This is a genomic window from Bacteroides sp. 90-K9/2 (assembly GCF_047310725.1).
Taxonomy (GTDB): Bacteria; Bacteroidota; Bacteroidia; order Bacteroidales; family Bacteroidaceae; genus Bacteroides; species Bacteroides vicugnae.
In genome coordinates, this window is the sequence record NZ_JBCGVL010000001.1 from 902,540 (window position 1) to 919,748 (window position 17,209).

Annotated in this window: 11 protein-coding genes; all 11 read right to left on the reverse strand. The window is 38.9% G+C overall.

Annotation, left to right across the window (positions count from 1 at the left end):
- Window positions 1–30: 30 nt before the first annotated feature.
- Window positions 31–1,635, reverse strand: coding sequence for a RagB/SusD family nutrient uptake outer membrane protein (locus tag AAHJ11_RS03525; protein WP_148365966.1), 1,605 nt, complete (start codon window positions 1,633–1,635; stop codon window positions 31–33).
- A gap of 22 nt (window positions 1,636–1,657) precedes the next feature.
- Complete coding sequence (locus tag AAHJ11_RS03530) at window positions 1,658–4,963, reverse strand: TonB-dependent receptor (RefSeq protein ID WP_234132104.1); 3,306 nt, start codon at window positions 4,961–4,963, stop codon at window positions 1,658–1,660.
- 174 nt (window positions 4,964–5,137) lie between these two features.
- Window positions 5,138–6,127, reverse strand: coding sequence for a FecR family protein (locus AAHJ11_RS03535; protein WP_148365962.1), 990 nt, complete (start codon window positions 6,125–6,127; stop codon window positions 5,138–5,140).
- Window positions 6,128–6,174: 47 nt separating this feature from the next.
- A complete protein-coding gene (locus AAHJ11_RS03540; RefSeq protein ID WP_148365960.1) occupies window positions 6,175–6,714 on the reverse strand; it encodes an RNA polymerase sigma-70 factor in 540 nt (179 codons plus the stop codon).
- A 180-nt stretch (window positions 6,715–6,894) separates the two neighbouring features.
- A complete protein-coding gene (locus AAHJ11_RS03545) occupies window positions 6,895–9,237 on the reverse strand; it encodes a glycoside hydrolase family 3 N-terminal domain-containing protein (protein WP_320974744.1) in 2,343 nt (780 codons plus the stop codon).
- Window positions 9,234–10,307 carry an SGNH/GDSL hydrolase family protein gene (locus tag AAHJ11_RS03550; protein ID WP_320974743.1) on the reverse strand — a complete coding sequence of 358 codons (1,074 nt, stop codon included), beginning with the start codon at window positions 10,305–10,307 and terminating at the stop codon, window positions 9,234–9,236. The genes AAHJ11_RS03545 and AAHJ11_RS03550 overlap by 4 nt, the downstream gene beginning before the upstream one ends.
- A gap of 39 nt (window positions 10,308–10,346) precedes the next feature.
- Window positions 10,347–11,273: a metallophosphoesterase family protein gene (locus AAHJ11_RS03555; protein WP_254883763.1), complete on the reverse strand. Its 927-nt coding sequence runs from the start codon at window positions 11,271–11,273 to the stop codon at window positions 10,347–10,349.
- Window positions 11,274–11,343: 70 nt separating this feature from the next.
- Window positions 11,344–13,824 (reverse strand): PQQ-binding-like beta-propeller repeat protein, encoded by a 2,481-nt coding sequence (locus AAHJ11_RS03560; RefSeq protein WP_320974742.1) that lies wholly within the window; start codon window positions 13,822–13,824, stop codon window positions 11,344–11,346.
- 54 nt (window positions 13,825–13,878) lie between these two features.
- Window positions 13,879–14,961 (reverse strand): DUF1573 domain-containing protein, encoded by a 1,083-nt coding sequence (locus tag AAHJ11_RS03565; protein WP_320974741.1) that lies wholly within the window; start codon window positions 14,959–14,961, stop codon window positions 13,879–13,881.
- 78 nt (window positions 14,962–15,039) lie between these two features.
- Window positions 15,040–16,173 carry a BT_3987 domain-containing protein gene (locus AAHJ11_RS03570; RefSeq protein WP_320974740.1) on the reverse strand — a complete coding sequence of 378 codons (1,134 nt, stop codon included), beginning with the start codon at window positions 16,171–16,173 and terminating at the stop codon, window positions 15,040–15,042.
- Between the two features lie 12 nt (window positions 16,174–16,185).
- Entirely contained in the window at window positions 16,186–17,199 is a 1,014-nt protein-coding gene (locus tag AAHJ11_RS03575) for a BT_3987 domain-containing protein (protein WP_320974739.1), read from the reverse strand.
- Window positions 17,200–17,209: the final 10 nt, after the last annotated feature.

Genomic DNA, 17,209 nt, shown 5'->3' on the forward strand with positions numbered 1-17,209 from the left:
TTATTCATAGTAATAAAATTAGATACATAATTATTTTTTATCCCACCACAACTTTACATTTCCATAGTCCTTGCCACCAAGAAAATCAGTTACGGCCTTATTTACCTCTGTTGTATTCGTATCATATTCCGTAGACGGAAGCGGAATACGACGAGGACCGGAAGCGTCCACTTGCCCTGAACTGGCATTTGTTCCATACAAGTTAAACAGTTTCGGATACCCGGTCCGACGATATTCGCTCCAAGCCTCCTGACCTTCCGGAAACATAGCGATCCATTTCTGCGTGATAATACGCTCGAGTTTCTTTTCATCACGATCAACAGCATTCCATGCAATAGTAATTGTTGAAGCTGCCACCGCACTACCTGTTGTTCCCGAGGGCGCAGTGAACGGCACAGGTTTATATTCATCACCTCTTGTCAGATAATCACCCAAGGACACTCCCCACTGCTCAAAAGACTTCGTAATACCTGTATTATATAGTCCTTCCATTTCACCGCCCATATTCCAACCATGAAGCCTTCCTTCCGCACGCAAGAAATAAACCTCCGCAGCACACATCCACTGAACGGGTGTCTCTGCAAATATATTCGGAGCCGACAACTTAACGTAATTCGTCTTATTAGTAATATTCACCCCTAATCGTGCCCCATGAAGCTTATCACCAACTTCACCATATTCCGATTCTTGGAAATATTTGGAAAGACGAGGATCATTGTAACCCTTCATTATAGACTCAATATCAGCTCCCATTCGTACATCCTCATAATTATCCCAGCAAATCTTCAAAGGATGAAATACAGAGATCCCGTTTCCCGACTGCAACAGGGCATTTTCCGCATTTTCCGTAATCACTCCATTCTTAACTGCTTCCTCAGCTAACTTTCGTGAAGTTTTTCCATTCACCTCAAATCCCTCCACATAACAGGTACGCATAGCCAAACGCAGTTTTAATGAATTCGCGAATTTCAACCACCTCGTGAAATCACCTCCATATACCAGATCATATTTACTCAAAGGCTTACTTCCCGGATGAACAGCGACATAATCCTGCAATTCCGCTATAGCCTCATCAAGATCTTCGAAAAAAGATTTATAGATATCTTCCTGTGAATCATAAGGAGTTTCCAAGCCCCCGTGTCCAAACTGCAGATAGGGCAAAGGACCATATATATCCGTTATCCGATGCATAGCAGCCACCTTTAATATTTGTGCCACCGCATAAGCTTCCGGAAATTCATCCTTGCCATTATCACGAATTTGTTTCCATGCCGACATCACATTAGTAAATGCGACCTCGAAAGCAACGTCATTCCATTTATCATACCGCAAGTTATAATGGCAAGCAGAATTCGATCCCCACGTACCGATGGGTGTCATGTATCCTGAATGCATATCGCCGCATAAGTTTTGAGCGCGTTGAAATTGATTAGCGTCCACATCACTGGTCGGTATAACATCCATCTGCATAGCCGGAAAGAAATTCCCTATTTTCATCAATCCGACCAGCATATATTCCGGGACCTCTGTAGGATCGGTATTCCACTCTTTATAATTATCCGTACACGATGAAGCAATCAACATAGCCGCTCCTAACGTGCATACCATATGTCTTATTTTTCCTAATCTTTTCATTGTATTATTCCTTTCTGGTTAGTTAATATTGGAATTTCACACTAAACCCGATGCTACGTACACTTGGTTGCATAAAATAGTCAAACCCTTGATAATATGTACCCGTAGAGGCCGATAATTCCGGATCAAAAGGTGCCTTATTATGAAACATGAACAGATTCTTACCAATAAGCGACACTGTTAGATTTTGTATCTGATTGCCAAACCATTTTGTTGGAAATGTATACCCTAAAGTTGCTTCTCTAAGCCGTACATTTGTCATACTATAGACATAATTCGCCAAGACTCCGGTCGCCCCATTACCAAGTACATTATAGTAATCTTTTGCTGTCACGCGGCCACTATTAAGATTCACTCCACCATTATCCCGTACTATAGCCGATGTTTTAGAAGTTCCATAGTAATCCATTTTAGCTTGTGTAGCAGACACGCCTACTCCACCGATACGAGCATCAATCAGGAAACTAAGATTAATGCCTTTCCAGCTGAAACTGTTATTCCATCCCCAATTGAATCGTGGTGCCGCACTACCGGCTTTTATCCAGGTATTCGGGTCAGCCTCAATAGCACCCGTATTTGCGTCAACTTTAATGTTGCCTAAATAGTCAATCTTCAACCCAGTTACATAAATATCACTCAGAGTACCTCCCTCTTTCACTATCATTTTATAGCTTCCTTGCGGATTGAAAGGTTCTATCTCTGTAATGGAAATGGGTTCTCCTGTAATTGGATTGGTAGCACCACCGGGTAACAGATAAACAACCTTATTACGATTCATAGTAAAAGTCAGATTCGAGTTCCATTTTACAGGGCCAAGATTAGCGTCAATACCCAAACGCGCTTCAATACCCCAGTTATTTACCTTACCGCCATTCAACATATAGTTGCTATAACCCGTACTCGGCGGCATTGTATAATTAATGAACTGATTGTAAGTATTACTATTATAATAGGTGAAATCAATATTCAACAAATTCTGAAACATTCTCAAGTTCATACCGATTTCAACAGATTTTGTGCGTTCAGGCTTCAGATCCGGATTCAATAATCTGGAGGAAGTGTTGACGATACCATCTTTCACGGTATAGGTGGGCATTGTAATCTGCCGCATCGGCGGATTACCCACTTCACTGTAAGAAGCTCTAAACTTTAAAAAGGAAATATATGCTTTTGACAAATCAAACATCTCACTGACAACTGCAGATACACCTACCGATGGATAAAAGAAACCACTTTTCTCATTATCCGTATTTGCTAAAGTAGAAAACCAGTCATTGCGGGCAGTTAAATCCAGATATGCCCAACTCTTATACCCCAACTGGAAAGTCGCAAAAACAGCTTGATTATTATCTATATATCCCGCTTGTTCAGCCTTGGTATTTGCACCATTTTTACTTATATTGTTAAAAGAGAAAAAGTTGGGAACAGTAGCCAGATGTCCCTCATAGTTCGTCATTTCATAGGTTTGATGATTAAAACTGGCTCCCAAGTTTGCTGTAATTCCCCAATTCTCCCAACGTTTATTAATCTGTGCCATGACATCTCCATAGGTATTCTTATATCCAGACTTCATGTTCATATAATTACCATATTCAGATGCAAACAATTGGTCGGAAGAGGCCGCAATTTTACGTTCATATATATCATTGCTATTGTCTACGCGCATACGGCCAACCACATTCATCCAATCAAAAACTTTATAATTCAAATTAGCCGAGAACATGTAGCGAGATTTATGATTACTCATATTCTCACGATTCACAATCCAATACGGATTTTCTATTGCAAATCCCTGATTACCATAAGGCCAGTATTGCACATCATAATATTTCTCACTATTATAACGTTCATATACCTTATATTTATTCAAATCATCTCCCCTGGGCATGAGGTATAATGCAACAAGTGGGTTATGATATTGCCCCTGCGACATCATATTATTATCATTGGTAATCACATAAGAGGCACTCATATCCAATGTCAACTTATCCTTAATTAATTCAGTCGTATTACGCAATGTAAAATTATACCGGTTATAAGTATTATTAGGTATAATACCACGCGCATTAGTCGATGCTACAGAGAAATAAGTCTGATTGCGGTCATTGCCTGCTGACAAACCTAACGAGTTAGTTTCTGTGAAACCTGTTTGAAAGAAATCTTTAGGTTCCCATGTCGCATCCTTTTTAGCTCCCCAGCTAGCAAACTCACCTTCTAGCGATCCATAAGTCGTCTGAAACTCCGGCATTACCAATGGACTCATGAACTGAGTATCGTTAGAATAATTAATTCTCAACTTCCCCTCTTCTCCTTTTTTTGTTGTAATCAACACAACACCATTGGCACCCTGCGAACCGTAAAGCGCAGCAGCCGCTGCACCTGTCAATACAGACATCGATTCAATATCATCCGGATTTATACTGGAAATCCCATCACTATCTCCTCCATCTGCATTCTCATAAAAGCTTTTTTCCTGATTAGAACGCATAGAAGCCATAGGAATACCGTCAATTACATACAAGGCATTGTTATCATTTGTGATAGATTTCAAACCGCGCATCACAACACGGGTAGAACCACCAATACCAGACGCACTTTGATTAATAGTCACCCCGGCAATCTTACCAGCCAGACTATTCATGAAACTAGCATCCTTTACAGTAGTAAGATCAGCAGCTTTCATTTCTTGCACATTATAGGTCAATGATTTCACTTCGCGTTTAATACCCAAAGCGGTAACAACCACCTCATCCAGCACTTCATTATCCGGACGCATGGTTATACTGTAAAAGTCCTTTCCGGAAACAGGTATCAATTGAGTGGCATATCCGATATAAGAGACTTTCAAAGTAGAATTACTCAAAGCAGACATTGAGAAATTTCCATCCAAATCGGTAATGGTACCAGTATTAGTACCCTCAACTGCAACATTGACACCAATCAAAGGTTCTCCCTTCTCATCAACAATTTTTCCTTTCACCGTCTTTGTAGTCTGAGAATTTGTTCCCTTTTTTTCAGGAACAATCATAATATACTTATCAGTCAATTTATAAGAAAACCCTGTTCCTTTCAAAATTGTTTTTAGCGCAGTCTCTAACGGTTGGTTTACTATATTCAAAGATAATTGTCGTTTATCTGAAAGTTGTGATTGATTGTAAGCAACGGATAATTTAGACTGTCTTTCGACTTCCGACAATGCCTTTTGTAAAGTGATTTCTGCATTTTTTATAGTAATACGAATATTACTTTGGGCAAATGCTGTTGTTTGTAATATAAACAAACAGCAAATAATTATTGTACTTTTAGCTGTTTTTAGATATAAATTCATATCTTCGTAGCGTTTTTAGTGTTAAACTCATAATATTAATTCCATCAAAAATCTAGTATTTTACATTTTAATACTAAAAAACTTATTTCATATCCGGAACCAGGCGGCATCCTCGTTCCGGATACTTTTTTACATAATGATATATTTTAAGGTTAAACAATCGAGCTTCTTATTCTATTTCACAGTTTTCATATAGCAAACATTTTTATCTATTTTGTAAGTAAACTTTCCAGTCACTTCTTTCATTACCTCCATTATTTCTCCAATATCCGTATTCTTGCTAAAACTAAAGTTATATTCATCTGTTGTAAATAACTTCGTATTATATTGGAAAGTTATGTCAAAACGCCTTTCCAAAGTCAGCAGAATCTCTTCCATTGTACTTCCACGAAATACAATCTGTCCTCTCTGCCAAGCTGTTACATCTTCCAGATCAGCTTCTTCAATTTTACTTTGAGCTGTCTTTCGATTATAAACTACCTGTTGCCCCGGTCTCAAAATATAAGAATGATCCGATTGTTCATAGTTCACTTTTATCTTGCCTTGAATCAAAGTTGCAACAATTTCCGAATCTTCAGGATAAGCAGCTACATTAAATTCTGTTCCCAAGGCAGTTACAGACATATTGGCAGATCGCACAATAAATGGTTTATCCGGATTCTTCTTAACTTTAAAATCGGCTTCTCCTATTAGATAAACAGTACGAGTATCTCCTTTAAATGCATCCGGATAGAGCAATAACGTTCCGGAATTCACATGAACCCGGCTACCATCCGGTAATTCAAACTCATATGTTTTTCCATCAGGAATATATTGCTCAATCATCGCAGCCGTTTCCTCTTTAAAAGTATTCTTTGTTAACCAAAATGTACCGGATACCGTTACAACAAACATTGCGACTGCTGCCGCATATTTCCAGGGAAACAACCGATACCGCTTTTTAGTGCCGGCAGATACTCCGACTTTATCATATACATTCTCTAAAGAAGTCCATGTGCCTGCATCAACTTTGCCTTCTGTTTCTTTCCATAATGTACTCAACGCTATATCTTTCTCATCAGCATGCTCCTCGTCTAACAACCATTGATGTACTTCTTTGGTTACATTCTCGCTATGCTCAGAAGCGGTGAATACATTGATAATTTTTTGAATATAATTCTTCATTTTAGATTTGCCTTATATAATATAGACAACTAGCTAAAACGGACTACTCAACTGAAATAGAAAAAAAATGCGATTAAGATGACTTTTTTTAATTCTTGTAGTGCAAGATAGATGTGGCGTTCCACTGTACGGATAGAAAGTTGTAGTTTATCAGCAATCTCCTGATTACTCATACCGTTTTGCCGGCTCATAGAAAAAACTTTTCTGCGTTGTTCCGGCATATTATCTAAAGTAAGTTTTATCAGAAGTTGTAGTTCTTTTGCATAAAGTTTATCGTATATATCAAATTCAAAAGAAGGAGAATCTTCCTGGGACAATTTCTCCTGATAACTAAGTTCTACGGACTGATGCTTCAAAAAGTTATAAATCTGATTACGAGTCATCGTGTAAATATAACTATCCCATGTCTCTTTGTTTTCCCAGATTTCCGGATTATCCCACAGTTTGACAAATATATCCTGAGCAATATCTTCAGCATCTTCTTCCGAACGTAAAATCTTCCATGCAAAAGCCTTTACCTTCGGAAAAGTAAGAATGAAAAACTGCTCGAATTTTTTCTTCTTTTCTTGTTCACCAATATGTGTCATCAGAGATTTTCGGCTATTATCGTTTTTATGGAAGCCAAAAATAGAAGCTTTTATTAAAAAAAACAAGTAAAAGTTATATTAAAAACAAATTTATTATTTTCTCCCGAAATTCACTTTCCGGTATATCCTCTTATTTATCAGAGATTATAAAAGTGAACTACAGCTTTCATAAGATGAGACCTATTCAACTGAAAATAATCCATTTAATCTAATATCATCCGGAGAACTACCGATCATTATCTGAAAAACTCCTGCCTCAACAGTTCGTTCCACATCTTGGTTTATAATACATAAGTCTTCTTCTGCCAAAGTGAAGATAATAGACTTTTCCTCTCCCTTTCTTAAAGGAAAACGTTTAAAATGTTTCAACTGCCTCATTGGCTGGACAACTGACGCATATTTATGCCTTATATAAAGTTGTGCCACTTCCTCCCCGTCATACTTCCCTGTATTTTTCACATTAAATGAAACCTCAAAACAATAAGGGCCTTTCTGTACTATTTGTAAATCTGAATATTCAAAAGTGGTATAACTCATCCCGTAACCAAAAGTATAGATGGGCGATGCTGACATTTCTACATAATCATGGTTGAGGGGAGCTTTCTTATTATAATATACCGGAATCTGCCCTACTGACCGGGGAACAGATATTGGCAAACGTCCGGCAGGATTATAATCTCCAAATAAGACATCGGCTATCGCATTTCCACCTTCCTGTCCCGGATAATAGGCCGTTAATAATGCATCTGCATATTCCGAAGCCCAGTTTTTCTCTAACGGACGACCTTCGATATAAACTACAATCAATGGCTTTCCCGTTTGCTTCAAGGCTTCCAATAATTCTTGCTGTCTGCCAAGCAATGACAAAGTTGCACGATCGAATCCTTCACCACATTCCATATCACTAATGCTACCCTGTTCAGCTACTGCTGCACCTGTTTCTTTATAACTCGTTTTAAAGTCACGGGCACTGGAACCGCCCACCACTGCTATGACAACTTCAGCACAACGCGCAACGTCAACTGCCTGTTTTATTTCATTCACAGCAGTATCACGGATAGCGCAACCTTTCACATATTCCACACGCGAAGGAGATAGTTTAGCTATTATTCCATCAAGTACAGTTTTCACATTACTGTCTGCCTGAGGAGCGGTATAGTCTCCTAACATATTGTACCGATTGTCGGCATTAGGACCAATAACTGCCACTTTGTTTATTTTCTTGTTTAAAGGCAGAATTGAATTTTCATTTTTGAGCAATGTAATAGAGGCTTGTGCCATTTTACGTGCCAAACTGATATGTTCTTTACTGCGTACTATTTTTTTCGCAACCTTCGGTTCCACATAAGGATGCTCAAACAACCCCATCTCAAATTTCATCCGTAACACCCGGCAAACAGCAGTATCAATCACCGCTTTGTCCATTCGCCCGGTCTGAACTGCATGACAAAGATTAGTATAGGCATCTCCCCCTAGGTCAACGTCAACGCCCGCCATAACAGCGCTTATCGCAGCTTTTTCTTTTGTCGGAGCTACAAAGTGACTTTCATGAATGCCCTCAATACTATATAAATCGGACACAACAAAACCACGAAATTTCCACTCATTACGCAACAATTGAGTCAGCAAATAATGATTCGACGTACATGGAATGCCATCTATTGAGTTATATGAGGTCATGACTGATAATGCTCCTGCATCTATCGCCTTATGAAAAGGAGGAAGAAAGTTCTGATGCAAATCCCGAATACCTACTGATGCATAATTACCATTTTGTCCACCCTCCGGCACAGCATATGCCAGAAAATGTTTCAGCGTCGCTATGGTAGCGTACTTCTGCGATAAATCACCTCCTCCTAAACCTTCGACCATAGCTGCTCCTAAAACGCCACTCAACACCGGATCTTCTCCAAATGTTTCTTCCACACGAGACCAACGGGGATCACGAGTTAAATCAAGCACAGGCCCGTAACTTATATGCCCGCCTTGAGAACGAATCTCTTTAGCTATGACCTGCCCTACTTCTTTTATCAATTCCGGAGACCATGATGCCGCCATTCCTATACCCGTAGGAAAAACAGTAGTACCAATTGCCATATGCCCATGAGGGGCTTCTTCCGCTAGAAACATCGGGATTCCCAAACGGGTATTCTCCATCACATATTTTTGCAATGCATTTCCTGCTTTCGCTGCCAATTCAGGATTTAATCCACTCGATAATGTTTTCTTTGTCCATGGGTCTGCACGATAAGTCGCCCAAAGCATTCCTGCATTCCTTTCCTTGACAAGTTGCTTGAACTTCCCGGAAGGATAAACCTCATTTCCCTTTATTTCGTACATCTCCCACCCCAGAGGACAAAGTAATTGACCGACCTTCTCTTCTAAAGTCATACGTGACAACAAATCAGCCACCCTTAAATCAACAGACAGACCCGGATTCTTATAAGACGGTAAAGAGGATTGGGCAAAAATTTGAACGCTCACCCATAAAATGAATATAAAAACATATAATCGATGTGTCATAATGCAATGAACCTTTTTATAATAGGACAAAGTAAGTCTGCATATCTCATCATTCCCAAATCAGTGAAGTGTACCCCATCAACAGTAGCTTCTCCATCCTTTCCCAACATTTCTGAAGAAGGTATTAAATAAATGTTTTTCTCGCCGTTTTTCTTCAATGTACCAAAAATCTCATTTAAAGCCTGATTCCTCTCTTCTACCTCACGAGCAATTTCCTGATCAAACAGGACATGAGTGAAAACCGGATCCTCTACAAAAAGAACCGGAGTCTGCGGATGCTTGGCACGGACTATCTGATAAAAAGTTACCATTCTTTCCTTTATCTGTTTCACAGAAGCATTTGGTGCAAAATCCAACACAAAAACACCGGCATCTATTTCCGCCATCACTTTTGCCACTTCCAGATCAAGCAAAGCATTACCGCTAAATCCAAAATTGACACATTCGCGATTCAATCTTCTTGATATTATATTTGTATGTGCCATTCCCGGCCGTGAAGCGCAACCACCTTGCAAAATACTGGTTCCATAAAACACAACAGGTTTCTCACGAACCGGATAGTTTGTTGCCGGTCGGTTTATGGCAGACAATGAATCAACACCGATTGCCAAAGAATCAATTCCGTCATAAAGCGGCAGATAGAGCATAAACTCTCTTTCTTTGGGTACCATATTGGCTATAATCGTTGTCTGATTCTCTTTCTGTGTAGGACGGGCACTGTTAACAAAACGCCAAATACCATTTTCCTCTAAACTATAAAGATCGAGACCTTTTATTCCCACGTCAGTCATGTGATTCATATGGTTATTAAAAAGCACTTCCCACTTCACTGCAATCCTTGTGGAGTTACTTCGAAAACGTATTGCCATTCCTGCCGAATTACGGCTTAAATTCCAAAGTGGAGTACGTAATATATTCTTCAATGAATCCGGTAATCTTTCATATCTTGGGCCTCCGTTATCAACAACTTTTCCTAACAACGGAAAAACCGAGGCATCATAATATACAATCTGTGCATACCCATAGCACGCCAACAATAGCATACTAAGAATGATAATTGTTCTTTTCATATTTAATCAAATAAGTTGTAAGATTCATATATGTGTCAACTAAAATTCGATGTCCGCATCTTCTATAACAGAAACCAACGGAAATCCATCCAACGAGTCTTTCAAGTTCAACTCTTCGGGAGTAGGTGGCATGAACTTAGCCTTTTTTCCTTTCACTTCCGCCCCTTTACTCGTCAATGTCACCAAAGCATACAACGGAGCATCATAAGTTATCGAGTATTTCATCAAAGAATATTTCTGATTGATTTCTTCCGGATAACGTTTCTCCGTCATTGAAGGTTGTTCAATCCAAACATAGGAAGCACTATTCATTTGCATATACGTAATACCATTTATTACTTTTGTGTAATTGCTATGATTATGACCGCTAAAAGCCAACACAACCTTTTTAAATCCGGCCCGCCGATTCTCATCTTCCAAAATCTGCCGTACTTTATCTCCATTCTTCACAACAGCATCAATACTCTGATGTGAGAAAATCACACAACGCTTCTCTGTTTTTTCCAAATCACATTTAAGCCATTCCATTTGTTCCGGATCTATAAAAGCGCGCATACTGGCATCCACATAATAATTTGCTTTCGCATAGTGCCGGTACTCTTTTCCATCATACAAGTTATTACCATCCAATACAATAAAATGGAAGTTTCCAGAATCGAAAGAATAGTAACGTCCCGGCATTCCCATCCCTTCCACATATTCCTCCGGAGCATATTTATCCATATCATGATTACCTATAACATGATATTTATCACCCGAAAACCTATCCCAAATATTCAAATAGGGCTGGCTTACACTATCCAAACGACAAAAGTCCCCCAACTCTATAATAAAATCCACATCTGCACAAGAAGCGGCAGTTATAAACGAATCTAATCGTTCTTTCCCGTCCGGCACGTCCTCTGCATGCAGATCAGATACAATGGCAAACCTTACCGGCTTCTCCGGAGAAGTACAAGCTGCCATACACACAACCATAAAAAGTATTATAATTCTTCCAAACATTTTTTTCTACTATTAAATATTCCTTTTATTCTCATTCTTTTGATACAAATCCATATACATTGCCGGCATAATCAGCCCCGAACATCATATTGCCCGACACTGCCACCGTACTCATAACAGGTGCACCTACCGAGTGTTTCCAACACAAATTACCGTCTGCACAGTCGAGCGCATAAAAAGCTCCATCCGAAGCACCGAATAGTACTAGTTTTCCTGATTTTACCGGGCTGCTTTCTATTTGTGAAGCCGGAGTACAAACATAAGGTGAAGTATAGATAAGCGCATCTCCTGTCATATAATTCCAGCGTCTTTCCAGATTTTCCCGGTCTAATGCAACCATTCCGTTCCGTGCTGTTCCAAAGATAATGGCATCTTCAGTCACTAACGGAGTTGAAGTGACATCCACTGAATAAGGCAATTTCTTCTTTGCCAGAATCTGCCCTGTGTGGACAGACATGACAAACAAAGAACTGTTGGAAAGGAGATACATTACTCCGCCGTGTATGGCCGGAGATGAAGCCCGGTTACGGACGCCCTCTTTCTCCACTCTCCAAAGTAGTTTCCCCGTACGGATATCATTGCCATATAAAGCATCCCATTGTACGCTACCCACTAGCACTCCTGTGCCTGAAGACAAAGTAGCTGTTGTTCCTTCACCCTGTTTCCACGAAGTATTCTTCCAATATTCCCGTCCGCTACTTGCTTCCACAGCACAAAGTCCCTCACCGGAACCGGCAAAAACCGTATCGCCCGAAACCACCAGACCATCATTCAATGCCGGTACTCCCATAACATCCAGTTGTTTCTCCCAAATCAGTTGTCCCGCCGACGCATCAACCGCATACAAATGCCCGTCTACATCCTGTGCAAAGACAAGTCCTTGAGTAGCAGCAATGCTATTCTTAACGGACGAACTCACAGGGTACTTCCAACAAACCACACCAGTAAGTGCATCCATTGCAACGATAGCAGACTTCCCCGATGCATTTTCATCCGCAGAAGCAATGTACACTCTGCCACGATATATGACAGGAGAGGTCATATAGATATTCGAACCGACATTTTGGGTCCATAATAAAGAGAAAGGAGCGGACAATGTATCCTTACTAATACCTATATGTTCCGGATTCCCCAATAAATTGTTCCAGTCCCCTTTCACTTTTCCAGTTGTTATTCTTGTTACCGGACAAACAAAGGTTTCCCGTGTTTCCGCCACTTCTCCATTGGTGAATCGAGCCTCAACTTCCACTGCAACCTGTCTGCCCTTGCACTTATCCGGCAAAACAATCTCCCCAAACCAGTTAAAGTCAGTTTTCTGGTGCAAAGGTCGGCCATTGATAATTTTCTGCCCGTCCACCCAACAACTATATACAACTTCACGAGCAGGCGAAACAGTATGATAAGCATTTACCGACAAAGGAATATTCCCATTTTTCAACAAGGGAACTTCTCCATTCTGAATGGAAGCAATCTGCACCTGCTTATTGATATAAGTATAACGTAATGTAGAAGTCAATGCTCCTTTACGGTCAACCTTTATAACACGGAAAGCTGCCGCCGCATGGTCAATTCCTCCCCGAATCGGCGTTGAAGTACAAATGCTGACTGCACTCTGATGCTTCCGGATATGATTGATATGCCAATGTCCATAAATCCATGCTTTCAGATTATAGTTATCCAGGTCTATGAACTCCCGGTCATTGATACCATAAATAAATTTATCATCCTTCGTTAACAAGTCATGACTGAACACGACAATTGGTTTCCCCGCAGGAATCTGTGCCAGATCATTCTTCAACCATCGGTAAACTTCCTCTTTCGTATAACCCGGACGATAATCTCCCCCGAGCATCGGAGTAACAATATAATGGACATTGCCTACATCAAAAGAATAATAGACCGGACCATAAATACTTTCATACAACTCCTCGCCGGATTTACCTTTCACCAAATCATGGTTACCTATACAATAAAAAACCGGAACTCCCATATTCTCAGAGTTCATCATAGGCAGATGCGCTTTCATCCCGGCTTCATAACAGAGATCACCTGTATGAATTATAAAAGCAGCCTTTTCATTTATCGCATAGTCGCGTACATTAGCAAGCCAAACATTTTGTCCCTCCTTTGAAGAGATTTCCGTATCGGATATATGCACAAAAGAATGACTGCTATCGGAAGCTATAACAGCGGAATGCAAAGGGAAAACGCCAAAATCATATCCTTCCCTATCATTTGTAACGCGATAATAATGTTTATAGTTTGTCTGATACCCGGAAGGGGTTGTTATAAAGAGAAATTCAACTTTCGAGTGTCCCGGCAGAGAATATGTCCCGTCAACAGCTGTTTTTGTAACATTCAGACCGTCTGAAACCATTACCCCTTTAAGCACCTTTTCTCCTTTGTCATATTGCCCGTTTCTATTAGAATCCACATAGACTTTTCCTCTAAATGTAGCATTCAGACATAAAGGAAGCAAGCACAAAATAATAAATAAGAAAATCCTGTTCATAATCATTGTTTTAGTATAACCCATTAAAAATACCCCAATGAACAATCATTTCATTCATTGAGTCCCACCTACTATCCCTGTGAAACGTATCATCCGTACCGGACTTCCAGGATCATTACTTATCAGCTTTACATCCGCTTTCAATCGACTAGCCTTACGGGGAGTAACAACAAATACAATTTCCCTTGTTTCTCCCGGTCTTAATACCATTTCTTTATGAACATCCGCTACCACATCTTCCCCACATTCCAATTTACGAACAATCAAAGGTGACTTTCCTGTGTTTATAATGTGTACTGCACGAGTTATCCGAACGCCAGATTTCAATGTACCCAATTCAAAAGTATGAGAAGAAAGTTTCAGTTTTGGACCGTTTAGTAAACTCACTCCCCGCATATCATCTACACCTGTACCATATGCTTCAAGTGCTTCTGTACGTTTTCCGTTTACTAAAAGTACTATTCTATCATTGAAAGAGCCATAATAATTTCGAGGTATAGTGGCAACAGTTCGTATTGTTGCCACATCTTTTGCTTCAATCTTTTTAGGCATATCCACCTGAAGACAACCACTCTCATTTTCAATGATATAAGACAGAAGTACACGCTGATTTGAATGGTTATAAATTTTAGTTTTTATTTCTTTAGATATCATATTCTGCTGAACATTCTGAAAAGAAAGTACTAATTGCTCAATCGCAACTCCATCTGTCAATGAATATGGGAAATCCTTCTCCAAATCGGGAATAGGATCTACAAATCCGGTGACACGTAAGTAATTCGTACTTATTCCCTTTCCGCAAATAACTCGAATACTTTTTGAAAAATAATTCATACGTCCACGGGGATCAAAAGTAATCTTAATAAATCCTTTTTCACCAGGCAATATCCTTTTTTTTGTGTATGATGCTACTACACATCCACAAGTAGACACAATCCGTTCTATTGTAACCGATTGAGAATGATTATTAACAAAACAAAAGTTATGTGTTAATTTTCCCATATTTTCGGAAACATGTCCAACATCCCAAGTTGTATTATCGAAATGCAAAAAACTACATTTGTTTTGCGTTTGCTGGGCAATAAGATTACCCAGCAAAACAAAACCAAATAATAATAATGCTATTTCCTTTTTCATAAACTTTCAAAAGATAATCCTAAAGAAATATCCGATTAAATATTCAAGCATGATTTAATGAAATCTAACTACATATATCTATTCAACACATTTATTATTAACTTCCGTCCATTCAACCACTCCTTCTTTTTCATATACTAAATGCCGTTGATTGGGAGACATATCTCGAAAAACATCCCCACTTCCTTCATTCATCGGCCAATAGGCCTCTAATCCGACCGCATCAGGATCAACACTACACAAATTATTCTTGATTTCACGCTGTGAAAGAGCTCTACTCCAAATACGTATTCCTCCACACCATCCATGAAAAAGCTGCCTAGCCTGATACAAACTTTCCGTCATCCCAACGTCATAATAACTAAACACATATTCATCCGTGGACACTGTCCTTGAGTTATCTTTCTCACCATTAACATATAACGTCAGTGTTCGCCCATCATTAACGACTGAAAGCATATACCAAACTCCGGGTGTAAATTGAGTATTAGCAATCAGTTTTTTTTCTGTACCTGCATATACTTCCAAAATATTAGTTGAAGCCCCTCCTTCACCAAAACGTAGCATATTATTATACCAACTACCGATACGAATTGGCTCATTCGCACTATTTCTTTTGAAATTCTCCGCTTTAAACTTTAGCTCCCAAGTATATTGAGTCATAGGTTCTGCCGGATTATCAAATTCAAATTTTTTTGTTGTATTAGTAGTTCCTACATAAGGAGCCGAAAAATATACACTCTTAGAAAGTTTTAAAAATATGGTACGCCCCGATTCTATTACAGGTAATCCTGCATCTACATGCAAAATTGTTACAGGAAGTAAATATGAACGTCCTTCAACCAATAAATCTCTCTTATCTGCAAGTATCGAGATTGTTGCAGCTGAAGAAACGGCCTGCCCTGCAGATATTACAACATCACTATTATCTAATGTACACACTTCATCAGGCACTGGATAAAATATTGTTCCCATATCCCTATTATATTCTTCTACCAAATCTGTATCTATTGCAATATGAACTTTCACATCACTTTCTACACATGCCGTAGATGTTACAGATATAGTATACATATCCTGTTCATCGATTGGAAATTTCACAAGATTATTAGATGCAGTTCCTGTCATCAATATTCCATCTCCACATTCAACCATCTCTTTACATCCAAACAAAGTAAAGAGCATAACTATATAAATTATTCTATGTTTCATCACAATTTCTATTTATTTTTTTGTACAAGCATAAAATTCATGAATAGTACCTCCCGCTTTCTTAGTTACGCCACCGAAAATACTCCAAGACTCAACTATCGGGAATGTAAATTTCACATAACGTAATTGTACAGGAATATAAAATACAATATCCGGACTAGTAGATATAGTTGTTCCAATTTTTGTCCAAGTCTCTTTATCCACACTAACATTAACTTCCACACCTTTTGCAATTCCAATCAGACGACACCCAATAATATCATCATACACTTTCTGCATATCTACGATTACATCGACAGGAGATGACTTACTCTCAAACCACCACCTGTGCTGATAAACATTTGTTATACCATCAAACAACTTTGCAGGGCCATTAGTCTGTGAAATGTTCAAACCTGATAGTTCGGCCTCCCACCCACTACGAATATCATCAGCTATAAAATTGGCATGAATATCTTCCAACGTAACTCCTTCCTGATAATTTCCTTCTACAGTTGTAACTTCTATACTTATATACACTACATTACTAGTAGTAGTACTTAAAGTTGCATTTCCCAACACTTCTTTTAACCTTATTGGGATTAAATAACGATCGGCATTTTTCAATAAAGCTAGATTCTCTTCCGCTATAGATATTTCCATTTCTTGTTTTGCAGCCATAGCATTAGAAGCAATAACTAAAATAGGATTTTTCATATCTAGTATCTCAATCGGTACAGCAGCATAATCCGTCTCATGAATTATATTATAATCTTCAACTAAAGTATTATCTACTGCAAAAACTGCTTGAATTTCCCCATTAGCTTTATTAGTACAATGAACTGATACTTTCATTTTCACATCTCCAACGCTAGAAACGGGAGTGTGAAGCACCTCTAAAACCGTAGAACCTGGATCTGGAATGTATACTTTATTTTCTGTTCCACCATAAATATCATACACTTCTTCATTGCCACATGAAACAACAATAATTGCACATACAAGAAGAAGTTGATAAATACAACTTAAATATAATATTCTTTTCATAAACATATAC

Coding starts and splice junctions, on each gene's coding strand:
- AAHJ11_RS03525 (WP_148365966.1), bottom strand. CDS start 1,635: ATGAAAAGATTAGGAAAAATAAGACATATGGTATGCACGTTAGGAGCG.
- AAHJ11_RS03530 (WP_234132104.1), bottom strand. CDS start 4,963: ATGAATTTATATCTAAAAACAGCTAAAAGTACAATAATTATTTGCTGT.
- AAHJ11_RS03535 (WP_148365962.1), bottom strand. CDS start 6,127: ATGAAGAATTATATTCAAAAAATTATCAATGTATTCACCGCTTCTGAG.
- AAHJ11_RS03540 (WP_148365960.1), bottom strand. CDS start 6,714: ATGACACATATTGGTGAACAAGAAAAGAAGAAAAAATTCGAGCAGTTT.
- AAHJ11_RS03545 (WP_320974744.1), bottom strand. CDS start 9,237: ATGACACATCGATTATATGTTTTTATATTCATTTTATGGGTGAGCGTT.
- AAHJ11_RS03550 (WP_320974743.1), bottom strand. CDS start 10,307: ATGAAAAGAACAATTATCATTCTTAGTATGCTATTGTTGGCGTGCTAT.
- AAHJ11_RS03555 (WP_254883763.1), bottom strand. CDS start 11,273: ATGGCAGCTTGTACTTCTCCGGAGAAGCCGGTAAGGTTTGCCATTGTA.
- AAHJ11_RS03560 (WP_320974742.1), bottom strand. CDS start 13,824: ATGAACAGGATTTTCTTATTTATTATTTTGTGCTTGCTTCCTTTATGT.
- AAHJ11_RS03565 (WP_320974741.1), bottom strand. CDS start 14,961: ATGAAAAAGGAAATAGCATTATTATTATTTGGTTTTGTTTTGCTGGGT.
- AAHJ11_RS03570 (WP_320974740.1), bottom strand. CDS start 16,173: ATGAAACATAGAATAATTTATATAGTTATGCTCTTTACTTTGTTTGGA.
- AAHJ11_RS03575 (WP_320974739.1), bottom strand. CDS start 17,199: ATGAAAAGAATATTATATTTAAGTTGTATTTATCAACTTCTTCTTGTA.